Here is a 16604-nt window from a genome sequence, read left to right on the forward strand (position 1 = left end):
TTAGCAGGTGCCTTGAAACTTATCCCCATGATCCACATCTCCCTACAAGATGTCGTATCCACACCTATCGCCTCGCACTAATCCTTGACGGCGCGACCCAATCGGGACTAAATTTTGACGGTCGCGTGACGGTTGGCGGAGACGCCTTTTTCGACCCGCGAAACGAGTTCCCAGACGGGTCAAGGCGATCACCGCGGCGCGCCAGAGATGGCGACGGCGAACGGCGACGTGCGTGCTCCGGCTGGCCGCATCAGGAAACCGATGACGGGGCACACCGTCGCGGGATCCGGGAGCATCAAACCGAGTTGGTCTGACATCAGGAGCCGGTGAGCAACCGGCCGCGCGGGGCGCCATGATGCGTCCGCGGCAAGCATTGGGGACGAAGCTTATGCGCATCGAGCGCCGCCATACCACCGCCGGCCAGTCGCCCTATGCGGCGATCCCGTTCCGCTCGGCGGTAAGCGAGATCCGCAATCCCGATGGTTCGATCGTCTTCCGGCTCGAAGGCATCGAGGTGCCGGAGGCCTGGTCGCAGGTGGCGAGCGACGTGCTCGCGCAGAAGTACTTCCGCAAGGCCGGCGTTCCGGCCGCGTCCAAGAAGGTCGAGGAGAACGACGTCCCGTCCTTCCTCTGGCGTTCGGTTCCGGACGAGGCTGCGCTCGCCAAGCTGCCGGAAGACAAGCGTTTCGGCTCCGAGATCTCGTCCAAGCAGGTCTTCGACCGGCTCGCCGGCTGCTGGACCTATTGGGGCTGGAAGGGTGGCTATTTCTCCTCGGAGGAGGATGCCCACGCTTTCCATGACGAGCTGCGCTTCATGCTGGCCTCGCAGATGGTCGCGCCGAACTCGCCGCAATGGTTCAACACCGGCCTGCACTGGGCCTATGGCATCGACGGGCCGAGCCAGGGCCATTTCTACGTCGACTTCAAGACCGGCAAGCTGGTGAAGTCGAAGTCGAGCTACGAGCACCCGCAGCCGCATGCCTGCTTCATCCAGGGCGTGCAGGACGACCTCGTCAACGAGGGCGGCATCATGGACCTGTGGGTCCGCGAGGCGCGCCTGTTCAAGTACGGCTCCGGCACCGGCTCGAACTTCTCGATGCTGCGCGGCGAGGGCGAGAAGCTCGCCGGCGGCGGCCGCTCCTCCGGCCTGATGTCCTTCCTCAAGATTGGTGACCGTGCCGCCGGCGCGATCAAGTCCGGCGGCACCACCCGCCGCGCCGCCAAGATGGTCGTCGTCGACGTCGATCACCCGGACATCGAGACCTATATCGACTGGAAGGTGAAGGAGGAGCAGAAGGTCGCGGCGCTCGTCGCCGGCTCCAAGATCGTCCAGAAGGCGATGAAGGCGGTGATGAAGGCCTGCGTCAACTGCGAGGCCGCCGACGATGCCTGCTTCGATCCCGAGAAGAACCCGGCGCTGAAGCGCGAGATCAAGCTCGCCCGCAAGGCGATGGTGCCTGACAACTACATCAAGCGCGTCATCCAGTTCGCCAGGCAGGGCTACACCGAGATCCAGTTCGACACCTACGACACCGACTGGGATTCGGAGGCCTATCTCACCGTTTCCGGCCAGAACTCGAACAATTCCGTCTCGCTGACCGACGACTTCCTGCGCGCGGTCGAGAATGACGGCGACTGGAACCTGATCGGCCGCACCACGGGCAAGGTCACCAAGACCCTGAAGGCGCGCGACCTCTGGGAGAAGATCGGCTACGCCGCCTGGGCCTCGGCCGATCCCGGCCTGCACTTCAACACCACGATGAACGACTGGCACACCAGCCCGGCCTCGGGACGCATCCGCGCCTCGAATCCGTGCTCGGAGTACATGTTCCTCGACGACACCGCCTGCAACCTGGCCTCGGCCAACCTGCTGCAGTTCTACGACCGGCAGACCAAGGCCTTCGACGTCGCCGGTTACGAGCATCTCTGCCGCCTCTGGACCATCGTGCTCGAGATCTCGGTGACGATGGCGCAGTTCCCGAGCCGCGAGATCGCCGAGCTCTCCTATGAGTACCGCACGCTCGGCCTCGGCTACGCCAATATCGGCGGCCTGCTGATGACCATGGGCCTCGGCTACGACAGCGACGAGGGCAGGGCGCTCGCCGGCGGCCTGACCGCGATCATGACCGGCGTCGCCTATGCGACCTCGGCCGAGATGGCGGGCGAGCTCGGCCCGTTCCCGGGCTACAAGAAGAACGCCCAGCACATGCTGCGCGTCATCCGCAACCACCGCGTCGCGGCCCATGGCCAGGCCTCCGGCTATGAGGGCCTGCAGGTCACGCCGGTGCCGCTCGACCATGCCACGCTGGAGCGCCTCGGCGGCTCCTCGGCGACGGTGTCGGAGCGGGCCAAGGCGAGCTGGGACGAGGCGCTGGCGCTCGGCGAGAAGCACGGCTACCGCAACGCCCAGTCGACCGTGATCGCGCCGACGGGCACGATCGGCCTGGTCATGGATTGCGACACCACCGGCATCGAGCCCGACTTCGCGCTGGTGAAGTTCAAGAAGCTCGCCGGCGGCGGCTACTTCAAGATCATCAACGGTGCGGTTCCCGATGCGCTGCGTGCGCTGGGCTATCGCGAGGCGGATATCGCCGAGATCGAGGCCTATGCCGTCGGCCATGGCTCGATGAAGCAGGCGCCAGGCATCAACCCCGGCTCGCTCCGGGCCAAGGGTTTCAGCGACGAGAAGATCGAGGCGGTCGAGAAGGGGCTGAAGAGCGCTTTCGACATCAAGTTCGTCTTCAACAAGTGGACGCTGGGCGAGGACTTCCTCACCGGCACGCTCAAGGTTCCGGCCGAGAAGCTGAACGACATGTCGTTCGAGCTCCTGCCCTTCCTCGGCTTCAGCAAGGCCGAGATCGAGGCCGCCAACGTCCATGTCTGCGGGGCGATGACGCTGGAAGGCGCGCCGCACCTGAAGAAGGAGCACTACAACGTCTTCGACTGCGCCAACCCCTGCGGGCGCATCGGCAAGCGCTATCTCTCGGTCGAGAGCCATATCCGCATGATGGCGGCGGCGCAGCCCTTCATCTCGGGCGCGATCTCCAAGACCATCAACATGCCGAACGACGCCACCGTCGAGGATTGCAAGAGCGCCTATCTGCTTTCCTGGAAGCTGGCGCTGAAGGCGAACGCCCTCTACCGCGACGGCTCGAAGCTGTCGCAGCCGCTGAACTCGGCCCTGATCGCCGACGAGGACGACGACGCGGATGAGGCGACCGAGGCGCTCTACCAGCAGCCGCTGGCAGCGCGCGCCACCCAGATCGCGGAAAAGATCGTCGAGCGCGTCGTCGAACGCGTGGAACGTGTTCGCGAGCGCGAAAAAATGCCGGCGCGGCGCACCGGCTACATCCAGAAGGCGGTGGTCGGCGGCCACAAGGTCTATGTCCACACCGGCGAATATGCCGATGGCCGCCTCGGCGAGATCTTCATCGACATGCACAAGGAAGGCGCGGCCTTCCGGGCGATGATGAACAACTTCGCCATCGCGGTCTCGCTCGGCCTGCAATACGGCGTGCCGCTGGAGGAGTATGTCGAGGCCTTCACCTTCACCCGCTTCGAGCCCTCGGGCTTCGTGCAGGGCAACCAGTCGATCAAGAACGCGACCTCGATCCTCGACTACGTCTTCCGCGAGCTGGCGATCTCCTATCTCGGCCGGCACGACCTCGCCCATGTCGATCCCAGCGAGATCGGCCATGACGTGATGGGCAGCGGCGTCGAGCAGGGCAAGGCGCCGGATGCGGCCGGGCCGATCACCTCGACCCCGCTGGCCTCCTCGGGCTTCCGCCGCGGCAAGCCGATCAACCTGCTCGCCATCCAGGGCGGGGCGGCGGCCAACGATGCGGTCGCCCGCGGCGGCGCCAGCGTGACCGGCATCTCGACGCTCGGCGCCACCGCGCTGAAGGAAGAGCCGGAGGCTTATGGCGAAGAGCAGATGAGCAAGCTCGGCTTCGCCGCTCCCGCCGCCCAGCCGACCGCCTCCGAGCGCCGGGCCGAGGCGATCATGAAGGGCTATGTCGGCGACAGCTGCGGCGAGTGCGGCAACTTCACGCTGGTGCGCAACGGCACCTGCCTGAAGTGCAATACCTGCGGCTCGACGACCGGGTGTTCGTGAGGGATCTCTCTTTTCTCGAAACCCAGTCGACACTAACAATGAGGCCGGCCCTATTAGGGCCGGCCTTTGCATGTGAGCTGACGATTTGATGCCGGGCGAGAGCTGGTCTGATTACGAAAACGATCTAACGGTCGTCACATACTTCGAGATGCTCTCGGCCGAGCTGAGACGAGAGCCATACGTGAAATCCCAAGCACGTGATGCGTTGGTGCCATTGCTAAAGGGTCGTTCAGCAAAAGCGGTAGAGTATAAATTTCAGAATATCAGCGCGGTGCTCCTACTGTTGGGAGAGCCGTGGATTGATGGCTACAAGCCGGCAACTCGCTTCCAGAACAGCTTGGTCGATGCCGTCCTTAGATGGTTTGACGCGCACCCTCTGTGGACGACGCAACAACTGGAGAGGACCGCCAGAACGCTCGCGCGAAATGAGTTTCGTGATGAAGCAAGCCTCTGGATTGGCCCGCCGCCGACATTCTCGAATAGTCTTTCGCTAATCGAGCCGGCTTTGGTCGAACTGGTTGCTAGAAAATTTGATGTTGCGGCCCGTGATGCGCGCAATCGTGCTCTCGGAGAGGCGGGAGAGGGACTCGTCCTCGCCCATGAGAGGAATACCTTACGCGCTGCTGGCCAAGAGACCTTAGCGGCTCGGGTTCGCTGGGTTTCACGTGAAGATGGAGATGGGGCCGGATTTGATATTGCAAGCTTTGAGGCAGACGGGCGTTCGCGACTGATCGAAGTGAAGACGACGAATGGTTGGGAACGAACGCCTTTTCACATTACTCGCACTGAGATAGCCGCTGCCGACAGTCATCGCGATAACTGGCATCTTGTAAGGCTCTGGAATTTCGCGCGCTCCCCACGTGCATTCTCCATTCGACCGCCGCTCGATGTTCACGTGCAGCTAACGCCCACGACCTTTCTCGCGTCACTTCATTGAAAGTAGACACCCTCGGCGCAAAGAACCCGTCTCCGTGTGGGAGAAGGGCAGGGGTGAGGGACCGCCGCTGATGATTTGAATGCAACGGCGCCGCTGCGGCCTTCTGCGGATAGCGCAGGCCCTCATCCGGCGCTCCGCGCCACCTTCTCCCATCCGGGAGAAGGTTGGGACGAGGTTCCGGCGCGTCGATTCACAGGCTCAGCCCCGATCCGACATGCGTCATCCGCCAAGGCGCTTCACCGGCAACGCGCTTGTCTCGGCAATTCCCGATCGGCCAACATCGGCTGCTTCGCGGTCACTGGTCGCGGGCCAACCGAGGCATGAGGGGCAAAGGCAGATGAGCGGACTGTTGATTTCGGGTGGCCGTGTCGTCGATCCGGAAAGCGGCCATGATGGCATCGCCGATGTCGCGATCGCAGACGGAAAGATCGTCGCGATCGGCTCCAGCCTCGGCAGCGCCGAGCGCGTGATCGACGCGCGCGGGCTGGTCGTCGCGCCCGGCTTCATCGACCTTCATGCCCATGGCCAGTCGATCCCCGCCGACCGCATGCAGGCCTTCGACGGGGTCACCACGACGCTGGACCTCGAGGCCGGCGTGCTGCCGGTCGCCTCCTGGTATCGCCGCCAGGCGGAGCAGGGCCGCATCCTCAACTACGGCGCCGCCACGAACTGGGCCTTCGCCCGGATCGGCGCGATGATCGGGATCAACGAGGAATCGTCGCTGGAAGCGTTCGGACGCGCGATGCGCGATCCGCGCTGGATGGATGAGATCTCCTCGCCCTCCGAACAGCAGAACATCCTCGAGCGCATCGCGGCGGGGCTCGACGAGGGTGGCATCGGCATCGGCATCCTGAACGCCTATGCGCCCGGCGCCGGCGTGCAGGAGCTGACCGCGCTCTGCCAGCTCGCCGCCGAGCGCGGCGTGCCGACCTTCACCCATATCGCCTATATGGCGAACACCGACCCGAAGAGCGCGGCCGAGGCCTATATCCGCCTGATCGGCTATGCCGGCGCCACCGGCGCGCATATGCACATCTGCCACTTCAACAGCTCCAGCAAGACCGATGTCGAGCGCTGCGCGCGGCTGATCAAGCAGGCGCAGGCGCAGGGCCTGCCGATCACGGTGGAGGCCTATCCCTATGGCACCGGCTCCACGGTGATCGCGGCGGCGTTCTTCAGCGATCCCGAATTCGAGCGCCGCAATGACACCCGCTACGAGCAGATCCAGTTCGTCACCAGCGGCCGCCGGATCCAGGACCGCGAGGACCTGCTGTCCGCGCAGTCGGAGGACCCGTCGCAGCTCGTTCTCTGGCATGTGCTCGACACCGAGAACAACGCCCGCCATCGCGACATGCTCGACCTCTCGGTCCTGTATCCCGGTGGCGCGATCGCCTCGGACGCCATGCCGTGGTCGATGCCGGACGGATCGACCTATACCGGCGATGCCTGGCCGCTCCCGGATGAAGCGACTTCGCATCCGCGCTCGTCCGGCACCTTCACGCGCTTCCTGCGGCACTGGGTGCGCGAGCGGCAGGCGGTCAGCCTGCAGGAGGGGATCGCGAAATGCACCCTGATCCCGGCCGAGATCCTGGCCGCGAGCACGCCCGCCATGCGTGACAAGGGCCGGCTGAAGGCCGGAGCCGATGCCGATGTCGTGGTGTTCGACCTCGACACGCTGACCGATCGGGCGGAGTTTTCGGCGATGAACCGGCCGGCCGAAGGCGTCCGGCATCTCATCGTCAGCGGGGAGCCGGTCATCGCCGACGGAGTCATGGACGTCGCGGCACGGCCGGGCCGGCCTGTGCGCCGACCGCTCAGTGCGGCGGCCTGACGCCATGCCGGTTCCGATCCTGCTGGTGACGGGCTTTCTCGGAGCCGGCAAGACGACGCTGGTCAACCGCATCCTGCAACGGGCCGACGGGCGACGCATCGCCGCCGTCGTCAATGATTTCGGCGCGATCAACATCGATGCGGAGCTGATCGCCGGTGCGGAGGACGGGGTCGTCAGCCTCGCCAATGGCTGCATCTGCTGCACGCTGGAAGGCGATCTGCTGCGGACGCTGTCCAATCTGCTGCGGCGAACCCCGCGCCCCGAAGCCATCGTGATCGAGACCAGCGGCGTCGCCGATCCCGAAGACATCATCCGTAACCTGATGGACCCGGTGATCTGGCGCGCAGCGCCCCTGGAGACGGTGCTGTGCGTCGTCGATGCGGCGGCACCGGAGGCGCTGCTCGACGACCCGCTGTTCCTGAGCCAGCTGCGAGCCGCCGATCTTCTCGCCGTCAGCAAGGGCGATCTCGTCGACAAGGCCTCGCTCGACGAGCGTTGCCGCTCCCTGTCGCAGATCAACCGCCGGGCCACCCTCGTAGAGGCGACCGGCGGCGATATTCCGCTCGATCTTGTCTTTCCTGAAGTCGGGACGGCTCGCGAGCGGACGACGCGCCCGAAAAGGCCGAGCATCGATCGGTTCGAGACCTTCAACTGGACATCCGGCACGCCGATCTCGCTCGCCGGCTTTCAGCAGGTCGTCGGTCGGCTTGCGCCGCGGCTCGTCCGTGCGAAGGGATTTCTCGACACGATCGAGAAGCCCGATGGCCGATATCTCTTTCAGCTCGCGGGTGGGAGAGCCACGCTGGCGCCTCTCGATCGGGACGAGCCGGCGCGAGGCACCAGAATCGTCTTCATCGCGGAGATCGGCAGGATCACTCAGGTGGACATCGATGACGCGATGATCCGGGCGAGTGGGCATCAGGGCCAGTAGCCCGGCACTCACAGACATTCCTGACCTGACGGTTCAGGCACGCGGCATGTCGAGCCCCATCTGCCAGAAATCGGCCTCCAGCTTCGAAGCCTGGCCGAACAGGGCGGCGAGCTCGGAAAAGCGCGCTTCGGTCATCGCCCGCGCCGCGAGCGCGTCGAGATGGCGGCGGGCGTCGCGGGCGACCTGCTGATAGGCCTGCCCGGCATATTCGCCGATCCAGTCGCGATAGGGATGGTCGTCGAGCGCAGGTCCGAGCTCTCCGGCGAGCCTAGCGCCGATCTCGGCATAGCCGACGATGCAGGGGCTGAGCGCGACATGCAGGTCGAGCAGGTCGCCCGAGACGCCGCAATCGAGCACGAAGCGGGTATAGGCGACCGTCGCCTGATGCTCGGGCGCGGCTTCAAGCTGCTCGGGCGAGAGGCCCCAGCGGCCGCAGAGCCGGACATGCAGGTCCATTTCGAGGTCGAGGATCGCCGACAGGCCGGCCTTGGCGGCGCGCATGTCGGCGAGGGTTCGGCTCTTATACGCCGCCAGCGCATAGGCGCGGGCGAACTGGATCAGGAAGAGATAGTCCTGCACGAGATAGGCCCGGAAGGCGGCCTGCGGCAGCGAGCCGTCGCCCATTTGCCGGACGAAATCATGTTCGACATAGGACGCCCAATCGGCGGCTGCGGTGGCCTTCAACCTGTCGAAAATGTCCACGGCTGGGGCTTCCTTCCGGATCGGATTCGCGCGGCAGTCATAGCGCAAACCGCCGCTGCGCGGCGTGCCGCGGATGACGCAGGTTTGATCCGCGCCGGCGGCGACAGGGTGCAGATGCCGCGTTAGCCTTCCACCGTGTCTGGACAATCAGGAGGGTGCGACCATGACCAGTTTCGCGATCGGCCGGCGGGCGCTTCTCTGCGGAGCGGCCGTTTCCATTCTTGCCTTGCCGGCCCTGGCGCATCATGGCTGGGGCTGGGCGGTCGACGAACAGAGCGAGCTCAAGGGCACGATCCGCGCGATCTCGATGGCGCCGCCGCATCCGACGCTGCAGGTCGCGGCGACCGATGGCGTCCTCTGGCAGATCGATCTCGGCAATCCCAGCCAGACCGCACGGGCGAATTTTACCGGCGACACAGCGAAGGTCGGCGACGCCATCACCGTGCTCGGCAACCGGCATCAGGACGCCAGCAAAAGGCAGATGAAGGCGGTACGCATCACCATCGCTGGCAAGAACTACGACATGTATCCGGAGCGGATCAAAACGAACTGAGCGCCTGTGGCGACAGTGATCGACTGGCTCGGTAACTGGCCGGGAGCGTTGCTGCTGCAACGCTCCGGCACCGCATATCTCTTGGTCAACGCCGCGCACATCCTCGGCATCGGCCTGCTGCTCGGGGCGATCCTGCCGCTCGATCTCCGGCTGGCCGGCGTCTTGCGCGCCTCGGCGCTGCCGCTGATCGGCCCGATCCTGATCCGCACGGCCGCATTCGGGCTGGTGCTGGCGCTTACGACCGGGCTCTGGCTGTTCACAGTAAAGCCGGGCGAATATCTCGGGAACACCGCCTTCCTGAGCAAGCTCGGCCTGCTGGTCCTGGCGCTCGGCAACATCGCGCTACAGCATCATGGCTTCAAGCCGGCACTGGCGGGCGGTGTGATCGGCCTGCGCGTTCGGGTGCTGGCCATGGTTTCCGCCTCGCTCTGGCTCTGCGTGTTGGTCGCCGGGCGCTGGATCGGCTTCGTCTGACCAGGCCGAGACCTCGCCGATGGTGTCGCGCTGGTCGGTCATGGACATGGCAACCTGGTAGCGCCTCCGCCTGATGGAAGGTCAAGCGCCACCGAAATCGATCGAATGCAAGCCATCGCGGCAAGGCGGGCGAAACCCTGCCGGGCGAAAGCTGTGTGCCCAGCACCCGCCGTCAAAGCGGCGTTAGCCAGTTGCCGCCATTGTCCTGCGCGTGCACGCCCCACGCCACGATCCGATCTCCAGGCCTGCCGAGCCGGCGGGCGAACCGCCGAGCGCTGGGGCGGTGGGGCGTCGCCTCGACGGTCTCGGCTTCGAGCCGGTGCTGGAACGCGAGTATCGGCAGCACATGCGCGCCGACCAGCGCCGCAGCACGCTGGTCTGCCTGATCACGGCGCTCGGCATCTGGCTGACCTTCATCGGGCTCGACCTGACGCGCCTCGACAATCTCATCGCGATCGGGAGCCAGGACAGCTTCGTCGAACTCGCGATCGTGCTGAGGCTGGGGACGCTCGCCGTGATCCTGCGCCTGCTCTGGATCGTGCGCCGCAACCGCCAGGCCCATGCCTATCACCACCTCACCATGCTTGCGCTGGCGCTGATCGGGGTGACCTGCGCCTTCATCGCCAACATGTACAAGCTGCGCGGCCTGCCGCAGGCCGACATCGCTCAGCTCGTGATCATTGCTGCTGTCTTCCTGCCGGTCGGGCTGACCTTCCTGCAGAGCCTGGGCATCGCTTTGCTGATCGCGGTGTTCACCACTGTGCTTGGCGTGCTGATGCTCGAACCGGCGCAACTGGCCGAGCATGGGCGGCTGTCGATCCTGCTGTTCTTCGCAGTCTTCGTCAGTGCCGTCGGTGCCTGGCTGCGCGAGAGAGCCGAGCGCGACCAGTTCCTGCTACGCCGCATGCTGCACAGCCGGGCAATGTCGGATGCGCTCACTGGCATCGCCAACCGGCGCGGCTTCGAGGAACATGTTGCGATGGCATTGCTGCAGGCGCGGCGGGAGCGGGTGCCGGTCGTCTTCGCGGTGCTCGATGTCGACCATTTCAAGCGCTACAACGACCGCTATGGCCACCAGGCCGGTGACATCGCGCTGGCCCTGATCGCCCGCGCGATCGACAGCAAGCTGCGTCCGCCGATGGACATGGTCGGGCGACTCGGCGGCGAGGAATTCGGCCTGCTGCTCTACGACACCACGCCGCAGAGGGCTCAGGAGCGGCTGGAACGGGTCGCGCAGGCGATCGCCGAGCTCAGGATCGAGCACGCAGCGTCGCCGACGGCGTCATACATCACCGTCAGCATGGGGGCGGTCGGCTTCGACGGGCAGGAGACGGCGGTCGATCTCTACCGGCGCGCCGACGCGGCGCTCTATGCCGGCAAGGCTTCGGGCCGGAACCGGGTCGAGCTGATCAAGGGCGGCGAACGCCGGGCGGGGTAGCCTGCTGCATTGCCGAGCTGCTATGCGGCCTGCGTCCTGACGCGATGAGAGATTTGCCATGTCCGCACCCGTTTCCATCGGCCTGATCGGCGCCGGCATCATGGGCGAGCGCATGCTGCGCGCGATCCTGGCGCAATCGCCGGAGCTGGTGCGCGCTGCCGGCATCTGGGACCCGTCCGGCGAGGCTCTGGCGCGGATCGCCAGCGAGCTGCCGGATGTCGCGCAGAAGCCCGACGCGGCCGCCGTGATCGCGGCGAGCGACTGCGTCTACATCGCCTCGCCGCCGGCCTCGCATCTCGGCCATGCCCGCGCCGCGCTCGCGGCCGGCAGAACCGTCTTCTGCGAGAAGCCGCTCGCGATCGACGTCGCCGATTCCCGTGCCTTCGTCGCCGAGGCGGGTGTGCGCGGAGCAGTCAATTTCCCGTTCGCCTCCTCGCCGGCGGTCGCGCAATTGCAGGATTGGGCCGGCGGCGTCGGTGGCAACCGGCGAATCTCAATCGAGGTCGCCTTCGCAACCTGGCCGCGCTCCTGGCAGGCCGATGCGGCAGGCTGGCTCGACCGGCGCGAACAGGGCGGCTTCACCCGCGAGGTCGTCTCGCATTTCCTCTTCCTGAGCCGGCGGCTCGGCGGGGTGCTTCGCGGCCTGCAGGCCAGTGTCTCCTTCCCGGAGGAGGGCAAGTCTGAACGCCGGATCGAGGCACGCCTGATGGCGGGCGACATCCCGGTGACGCTGATCGGCAGCGTCGGCACGACGCCAAAGGACGATCACAACATCTGGATGCTGGAAGGTGAGGGCGGCGCGATCCGGCTCTGCGACTGGTCGCTGGCCGAGCAGCGCAAGCCGGACGGCTCCTGGCAGCGGGCTCCGGATGCGCTGACGCAGCTCGAAGCGCGGCCGGTCGCGCTGAAGCGGCAGCTCGAAGGCGTCGCCAGGCTGGCGCGCGGCGAGGCGCACCAGCTGGCGACGCTGGAAGAAGCGCTGAATGTCCAGGAGATCGTCGAGGCGATCCTGGCGAGCTGACCGCCTTCGTTGAGATGACATGGCAAGGGCACTATGATCGGCGGGCTCAGGAGGCCTGCCGATGCGCCATGCCTTCCTCACCGATGCGCAGATCGACGCTCGCGCCCTGGCGCATCGGCGCGGGCTCGGCTTTCGCGACGACGAGGCCGTAGAGGTCGCTGTGCTGCTGGCGAGGCTCAAGGCGCGCTACCCCGAATTCTCCTATGAGCGGGTGCTGGACGGCGCGCTCGGCGAGGCCGAGGCACAGTGGGATTCGCAAGCCAGGCGGCTGCTGCTTCCGGAGGCGGTGTTCCAGGCAGCCGAACGCGGCGAGGGCAGGGCGCTGATGACGGTTGCGCACGAGATCGGCCATGCGCTGCTCGGCCATGAGGGCAGTCTGAACCGGGGGCCGGCCGGCGGACGGGCCGAGCGGGTTTCGGCGAAGCTCCGGTCGATGGAATATCAGGCGCGGCGCTATGCGGCCGCCTTCCTGATTCCGGACACCCCGGCGGTGCGCCGGCTCGACGCGACCGCGCTCAGCGAGCGCTACCGGGTCAGCATGAGCGCCGCGATCGTGCGCCATAGCGAACTGAAATCCGGCGAGAGCGCACGAGCCCTGTCTTCGCGGCAAGGCTCGCTCGACCTCTGAGCCGCTTGCGGTCGGCGCGCCCGCAGGGCATGGCTCGGGCAACGTGACTGCTATCGAGGACGCCATGACCATCGCCGCTACCGGCCTGCCGCCGGCGCCGAAGCCCGCGCAACGCGCGCAGGGCGTTTCGCCCTTCATCGTCATGGACGTGATGAACGCGGCCGAGGCGATCGAGCGGCGCGGCGGCTCGGTCGTGCACATGGAGGTTGGTCAGCCTTCAGCGGCGACGCCGGCCAGCATCCGGGCCGCCGCGGCGCGGGCGCTGGAGCATGGCCGCATCGGCTATACCCAGGCGCTCGGCATCGGCTCGCTCCGGGCCCGGATCGCGCGGCACTATCGCGACACCTACGGCGTCGAGGTGCCGGCCGAGCGCGTCGTGGTGACGACCGGGTCTTCCGGTGGCTTCATCCTTTCCTTCCTCGCCTGCTTCGAGCCGGGCGCGCGCATCGCGATCACTGCGCCGGGCTATCCGGCCTATCGCAACATCCTGATCGCGCTCGGGCTCGAGCCGGTCGCGATCCCCGTTGGACCGGAAACACGCTATGCGCTGACACCGGAGCTGATCGCCAAGGCCCATGCCGAAAGGCGGCTCGCCGGCGTGCTGACGATGAGCCCGGCCAACCCGACCGGCGTGGTGATGACGCCAGAGGCGATCGCTGCGGTGGCGGCCGAATGCCGGCGGCTCGGCCTCTGGTACATCTCCGACGAGATCTATCACGGCCTGACCTATGAGAGGCCGGCGACGACGGCGCTTGCCGCCGACCCTGACGCGATCATCGTCAACTCCTTCTCCAAGTACTACTGCATGACCGGCTGGCGCGTCGGCTGGCTGGTGGTGCCGGAGCGGCTGGTGCGGGTGATCGAGCGGCTGCAGCAGAATTTTTCGATCTCGGTGCCGATGCTGAGCCAGGTCGCAGGCGAGGCCGCCTTCGACGCAACCGATGAATGCGAAGCGATCAAGGCCGGCTACGCGGAAAACCGTGCTTACCTGCTGAAGGCGCTGCCGGAGATTGGGCTGGGCGATTTCCTGCCCGTCGACGGCGCCTTCTACATCTATCTCGACATCGGACGATATTCGAACGATTCCATGAGCTTCTGCCGCGATGCTCTCGAGAATGCCGGAGTCGCGATCACGCCAGGGCTCGATTTCGACGAGGAGCGCGGGGCGAGGACGGTGCGGCTTTCCTTCGCTGGTTCGCTGGCCGAATGCGAGGAGGCGGTGGCGCGCCTGGGGCGCTGGCTGAAGACGCGTTGAAGCGGCGCTTGCCAAGGCGAAGCGGTAGACTCAATCTGATCCGGCTTGGGGGCAGGACATGGTCGCGATGCGGAACTGGCTGAAAGCCATGGCGTTGTGCGCGGCGGCGCTGCTGGCTGGCGTCGCCGCGGGCCCGGGCGCCGCGCAGCAGGCCAAGACGGATGCTGCGCCGGTCCTGACGCTGCGCGGCGACGAGACGCCCGAGACGGTGCGGAACCTGGTCGATGCCCTGTCGACCGGCGGACGCAAGGTCGAGATCAGGATCGCAGGCAAGGACGAGGTCAAGGCCCCAGCCGCGCCGGCCGCCGCGGCAGCGAGCCCTGGTGCTGCACCGCCAGCCAGTACTCCCGCCGAAAGCGAAACGCCTGCCGAGGCGTTCTGGGACCATTTCGTCGATGGCGTGACGCAAGGCCTCGGAGCCTTGCCGCGCCTTGCCCAGATACCGGACGCCTGGCGTGCTGCCTGGGCGCAGAACCGCAATGGTTCGGCCGGCTGGTGGCTTTCGGTGGCCGTTGTACTCGCGTTTGCCGTAGCCTGGCTGTTTCGGCTCGCGACCAAAGATTGGTTCACGCGCCGGCTGCAGCCGCAAGGGCCGGAGTTCACGCCGCGCCTGATCGCGTCGTCCTGGGGCTTGCTGCAGGACCTGGCGACACTCGGGCTCTGGCTTGCAGTGCTGCATGCGGTCCGCAAATTCTGGCTGCCGGAGCCCGACCTTGCCCATATGGTGCTGCGCACGATCGCCAACGGCCTCACCATTGGCTCCGGATATCTGATCCTCGGACGCTTCCTGCTCGCTCCCGGGGCCTCGGAACGTCGGATCATGCCGCTGCCGCGGGCCGAGCGGGCTTTCAAATTCCTGATCTTCTTCGGCATTCTCACACCCGTACTGCTGACGGCGACGGTGTCGATCCAGCATGCCACCGGCCCTGGAACCGTCGTCGGGCTGTTCGCCCTGGTCAGCATTGTCTCGACCTTGTTCAAGGTCTGGTGGTTCATCGATGCACGGCACGATCTTGCGGCGCTCATCCTTGCCTCGGCCCATGAGCCCGGGCCGGCGCGCCGCGTGATCGCGTGGACGACGGGTTGGCTCTATGCAGCGCTCGCCGTGCTGATCTGGATGGTCGGCAATGCCTCCTCGATGATGGAGGGGGGCGCGCGCTGGGCGGAGGCTGCCGCACTGACGCAGTTCATCATCGTGCTGGCACCGATCCTGGCGGTCGGCGTTACCAGCCTGATGGCCTGCCGGCAGGCACATGCGGCGGCGATGGGCGAGACGGCGCCGCTTTCGCTCGCGGTCGGACATGCGCTGCGGGCTGCCGCCGGCGGCGCGATCTGGGCCAGCGGCTTCTATTTGCTGGCGCGGCTCTGGGCCGGCTTCCTTTTTGGCGTCAGTTCCGATCAGTTCGCCGTGCTGATGCGCCAGGCGGGGGGCGTTGCCGTGCTCGCCTTCGCGGGCTGGGTCGCGATCGTTTTCCTGCGCAGCTTCTTCGACGCCTATGCGCCGCCCCGGGCTGTGGCTGGCCCGGCCGATGAGGATGCGGTTTCGCACGACCATGTGCCGTCACGGCTGGCGACTGTGATGCCGATCCTGCGCGGCGTGGTACTCACCGCCGTGTTCGGCCTGACCGGGCTCGTCCTGCTGTCGCGCCTGGGTGTCGATATCGGTCCGCTGCTGGCGGCCTTCAGCATCCTCGGCCTCGCGATTTCGTTCGGTTCGCAGGCGCTGGTGCGCGACATCGTCTCCGGCTTCTTCTTCATGCTGGAGGACGCTTTCCGCGTCGGCGAATATGTCGATACCGGCCGGCTCAAGGGCACGGTCGAGAAGATCTCGTTGCGTTCGATGCAGCTCCGCCATCAGAGCGGCCAGGTCCACACCGTGCCGTTCGGCCAGGTCCAGTCGCTGACCAATGCCAGCCGCGACTGGGCGACGGTGAAGTTCAACGTCCGCCTCGACCATTCCGCCGACATCGAGAAGGCGCGCAAGACGATCAAGAAGATCGGGGCGGCGCTGCTGGAGGATCCGGAATACGGGCCGCATTTCATCGCCCAGCTCAAGATGCAGGGCGTCGCCGACATCACCGAAGCGGCGATCGTGATCAGGCTGAAATTCACCGCCAAGCCGAACCAGGCCTCGATGCTGCAGCGCGAGGCGCTGAAGCGGGTCTATCGCGGGCTGATCGAGGCGGAAGTGCCTTTCGCCTCCAATGCCGTCACCGTGAAGGAAGGGAGCGGCAAGAGCGCTGCCGCGGCGATCGCGACCATCCCGCCGCCGACGCCGCTCGCACCGGCAGCGGAGTGAAGCAAGTCCCGCTCAGCCGGTCTGCTGCCCGAATTCCAGGATGAGGAAGAAGCCGAAGCCGACGAGAGCCAGCAGAGTCCTCATGCCGGCGGCGAGGCGGGCGGCCGAGAGCTGGCGCTGCCATGCATGGCGCCGATCGGCGCGCTCGGCGTCGTGCTCGCGGCCGTGCTTGCCGAACTGGCTGGCATAGAGATCGGGCGTCATCTGCGGGCCGACCGGCAGATTCCCCTCGAGCTCGTAGCGCACCGCAACGAAAAGGGTGAACAAGCCGATGAGGCCGACGCCGAGCCAGCCGATCGCCTGCTGGGCGATGACGGCCACGCCGATCAAGCCGGCGCAGGCAAGGGCGGCGATCACGCCTCGCTCGGCGTTTCGCGGTGGCCGCATATGCTCTCCGCCTAAGGAAAAGGCCGCCGCGATC

General features: G+C 66.5%; 13 protein-coding genes. 11 read left to right on the forward strand and 2 right to left on the reverse strand.

Annotated elements, in window-relative coordinates; translation table 11 throughout:
- Positions 1 to 388 precede the first annotated feature (388 nt).
- The 4 genes from BMZ21_RS00515 (at position 389) to BMZ21_RS00530 (ending at position 7813) form a co-directional block, all read left to right on the forward strand.
- The gene (locus BMZ21_RS00515) at positions 389 to 4114 is read left to right on the forward strand and encodes a vitamin B12-dependent ribonucleotide reductase (protein WP_091828612.1); all 3726 of its coding nucleotides are present in this window, start codon (positions 389 to 391) and stop codon (positions 4112 to 4114) included.
- A gap of 88 nt (positions 4115 to 4202) precedes the next feature.
- Positions 4203 to 5051, forward strand: a complete 849-nt coding sequence (locus tag BMZ21_RS00520) for a protein NO VEIN domain-containing protein (protein WP_091828613.1) — start codon at positions 4203 to 4205, stop codon at positions 5049 to 5051.
- Between the two features lie 298 nt (positions 5052 to 5349).
- Positions 5350 to 6882 carry an amidohydrolase family protein gene (locus BMZ21_RS00525; RefSeq protein ID WP_280141464.1) on the forward strand — a complete coding sequence of 511 codons (1533 nt, stop codon included), beginning with the start codon at positions 5350 to 5352 and terminating at the stop codon, positions 6880 to 6882.
- 4 nt (positions 6883 to 6886) lie between these two features.
- Positions 6887 to 7813, forward strand: a complete 927-nt coding sequence (locus tag BMZ21_RS00530) for a CobW family GTP-binding protein (RefSeq protein ID WP_091828615.1) — start codon at positions 6887 to 6889, stop codon at positions 7811 to 7813.
- A gap of 33 nt (positions 7814 to 7846) precedes the next feature.
- On the opposite strand, the gene tenA is transcribed toward BMZ21_RS00530, so the two are convergent.
- Positions 7847 to 8515 (reverse strand): thiaminase II, encoded by a 669-nt coding sequence (gene tenA, locus BMZ21_RS00535; protein ID WP_091828616.1) that lies wholly within the window; start codon positions 8513 to 8515, stop codon positions 7847 to 7849.
- A gap of 163 nt (positions 8516 to 8678) precedes the next feature.
- Between tenA and BMZ21_RS00540 the strand changes: the two genes are divergently transcribed.
- The 7 genes from BMZ21_RS00540 to BMZ21_RS00570 all read left to right on the forward strand — a co-directional run bounded on the left by BMZ21_RS00540 (position 8679) and on the right by BMZ21_RS00570 (position 16183).
- A complete protein-coding gene (locus tag BMZ21_RS00540; RefSeq protein ID WP_091828617.1) occupies positions 8679 to 9068 on the forward strand; it encodes a DUF6152 family protein in 390 nt (129 codons plus the stop codon).
- 6 nt (positions 9069 to 9074) lie between these two features.
- A complete protein-coding gene (locus tag BMZ21_RS00545; RefSeq protein WP_091828618.1) occupies positions 9075 to 9542 on the forward strand; it encodes a DUF2214 domain-containing protein in 468 nt (155 codons plus the stop codon).
- A gap of 283 nt (positions 9543 to 9825) precedes the next feature.
- A complete protein-coding gene (locus BMZ21_RS00550) occupies positions 9826 to 10980 on the forward strand; it encodes a GGDEF domain-containing protein (protein ID WP_091828619.1) in 1155 nt (384 codons plus the stop codon).
- 58 nt (positions 10981 to 11038) lie between these two features.
- Complete coding sequence (locus tag BMZ21_RS00555) at positions 11039 to 12001, forward strand: Gfo/Idh/MocA family protein (protein WP_091828620.1); 963 nt, start codon at positions 11039 to 11041, stop codon at positions 11999 to 12001.
- A gap of 61 nt (positions 12002 to 12062) precedes the next feature.
- Positions 12063 to 12629 carry an ImmA/IrrE family metallo-endopeptidase gene (locus BMZ21_RS00560; protein ID WP_091828621.1) on the forward strand — a complete coding sequence of 189 codons (567 nt, stop codon included), beginning with the start codon at positions 12063 to 12065 and terminating at the stop codon, positions 12627 to 12629.
- Between the two features lie 64 nt (positions 12630 to 12693).
- The gene (locus tag BMZ21_RS00565; protein WP_091828622.1) at positions 12694 to 13884 is read left to right on the forward strand and encodes a pyridoxal phosphate-dependent aminotransferase; all 1191 of its coding nucleotides are present in this window, start codon (positions 12694 to 12696) and stop codon (positions 13882 to 13884) included.
- A 58-nt stretch (positions 13885 to 13942) separates the two neighbouring features.
- The gene (locus BMZ21_RS00570; RefSeq protein WP_091828623.1) at positions 13943 to 16183 is read left to right on the forward strand and encodes a mechanosensitive ion channel family protein; all 2241 of its coding nucleotides are present in this window, start codon (positions 13943 to 13945) and stop codon (positions 16181 to 16183) included.
- A gap of 12 nt (positions 16184 to 16195) precedes the next feature.
- Here the strand turns inward: BMZ21_RS00570 and BMZ21_RS00575 are convergent, their stop codons facing one another.
- Complete coding sequence (locus tag BMZ21_RS00575; RefSeq protein WP_143079620.1) at positions 16196 to 16540, reverse strand: hypothetical protein; 345 nt, start codon at positions 16538 to 16540, stop codon at positions 16196 to 16198.
- Between the last annotated feature and the right edge of the window lie 64 nt (positions 16541 to 16604).

The sequence above is a fragment of the Allobosea lupini genome (assembly GCF_900109525.1).
GTDB classification, from domain to species: domain Bacteria; phylum Pseudomonadota; class Alphaproteobacteria; order Rhizobiales; family Beijerinckiaceae; genus Allobosea; species Allobosea lupini.

Excerpts from the sequence above, each read along its gene's own strand:
- BMZ21_RS00515 (WP_091828612.1), top strand. The coding sequence starts at position 389 with ATGCGCATCGAGCGCCGCCATACCACCGCCGGCCAGTCGCCCTATGCG.
- BMZ21_RS00520 (WP_091828613.1), top strand. The coding sequence starts at position 4,203 with ATGCCGGGCGAGAGCTGGTCTGATTACGAAAACGATCTAACGGTCGTC.
- BMZ21_RS00530 (WP_091828615.1), top strand. The coding sequence starts at position 6,887 with ATGCCGGTTCCGATCCTGCTGGTGACGGGCTTTCTCGGAGCCGGCAAG.
- BMZ21_RS00540 (WP_091828617.1), top strand. The coding sequence starts at position 8,679 with ATGACCAGTTTCGCGATCGGCCGGCGGGCGCTTCTCTGCGGAGCGGCC.
- BMZ21_RS00555 (WP_091828620.1), top strand. The coding sequence starts at position 11,039 with ATGTCCGCACCCGTTTCCATCGGCCTGATCGGCGCCGGCATCATGGGC.
- BMZ21_RS00560 (WP_091828621.1), top strand. The coding sequence starts at position 12,063 with ATGCGCCATGCCTTCCTCACCGATGCGCAGATCGACGCTCGCGCCCTG.
- BMZ21_RS00565 (WP_091828622.1), top strand. The coding sequence starts at position 12,694 with ATGACCATCGCCGCTACCGGCCTGCCGCCGGCGCCGAAGCCCGCGCAA.
- BMZ21_RS00570 (WP_091828623.1), top strand. The coding sequence starts at position 13,943 with ATGGTCGCGATGCGGAACTGGCTGAAAGCCATGGCGTTGTGCGCGGCG.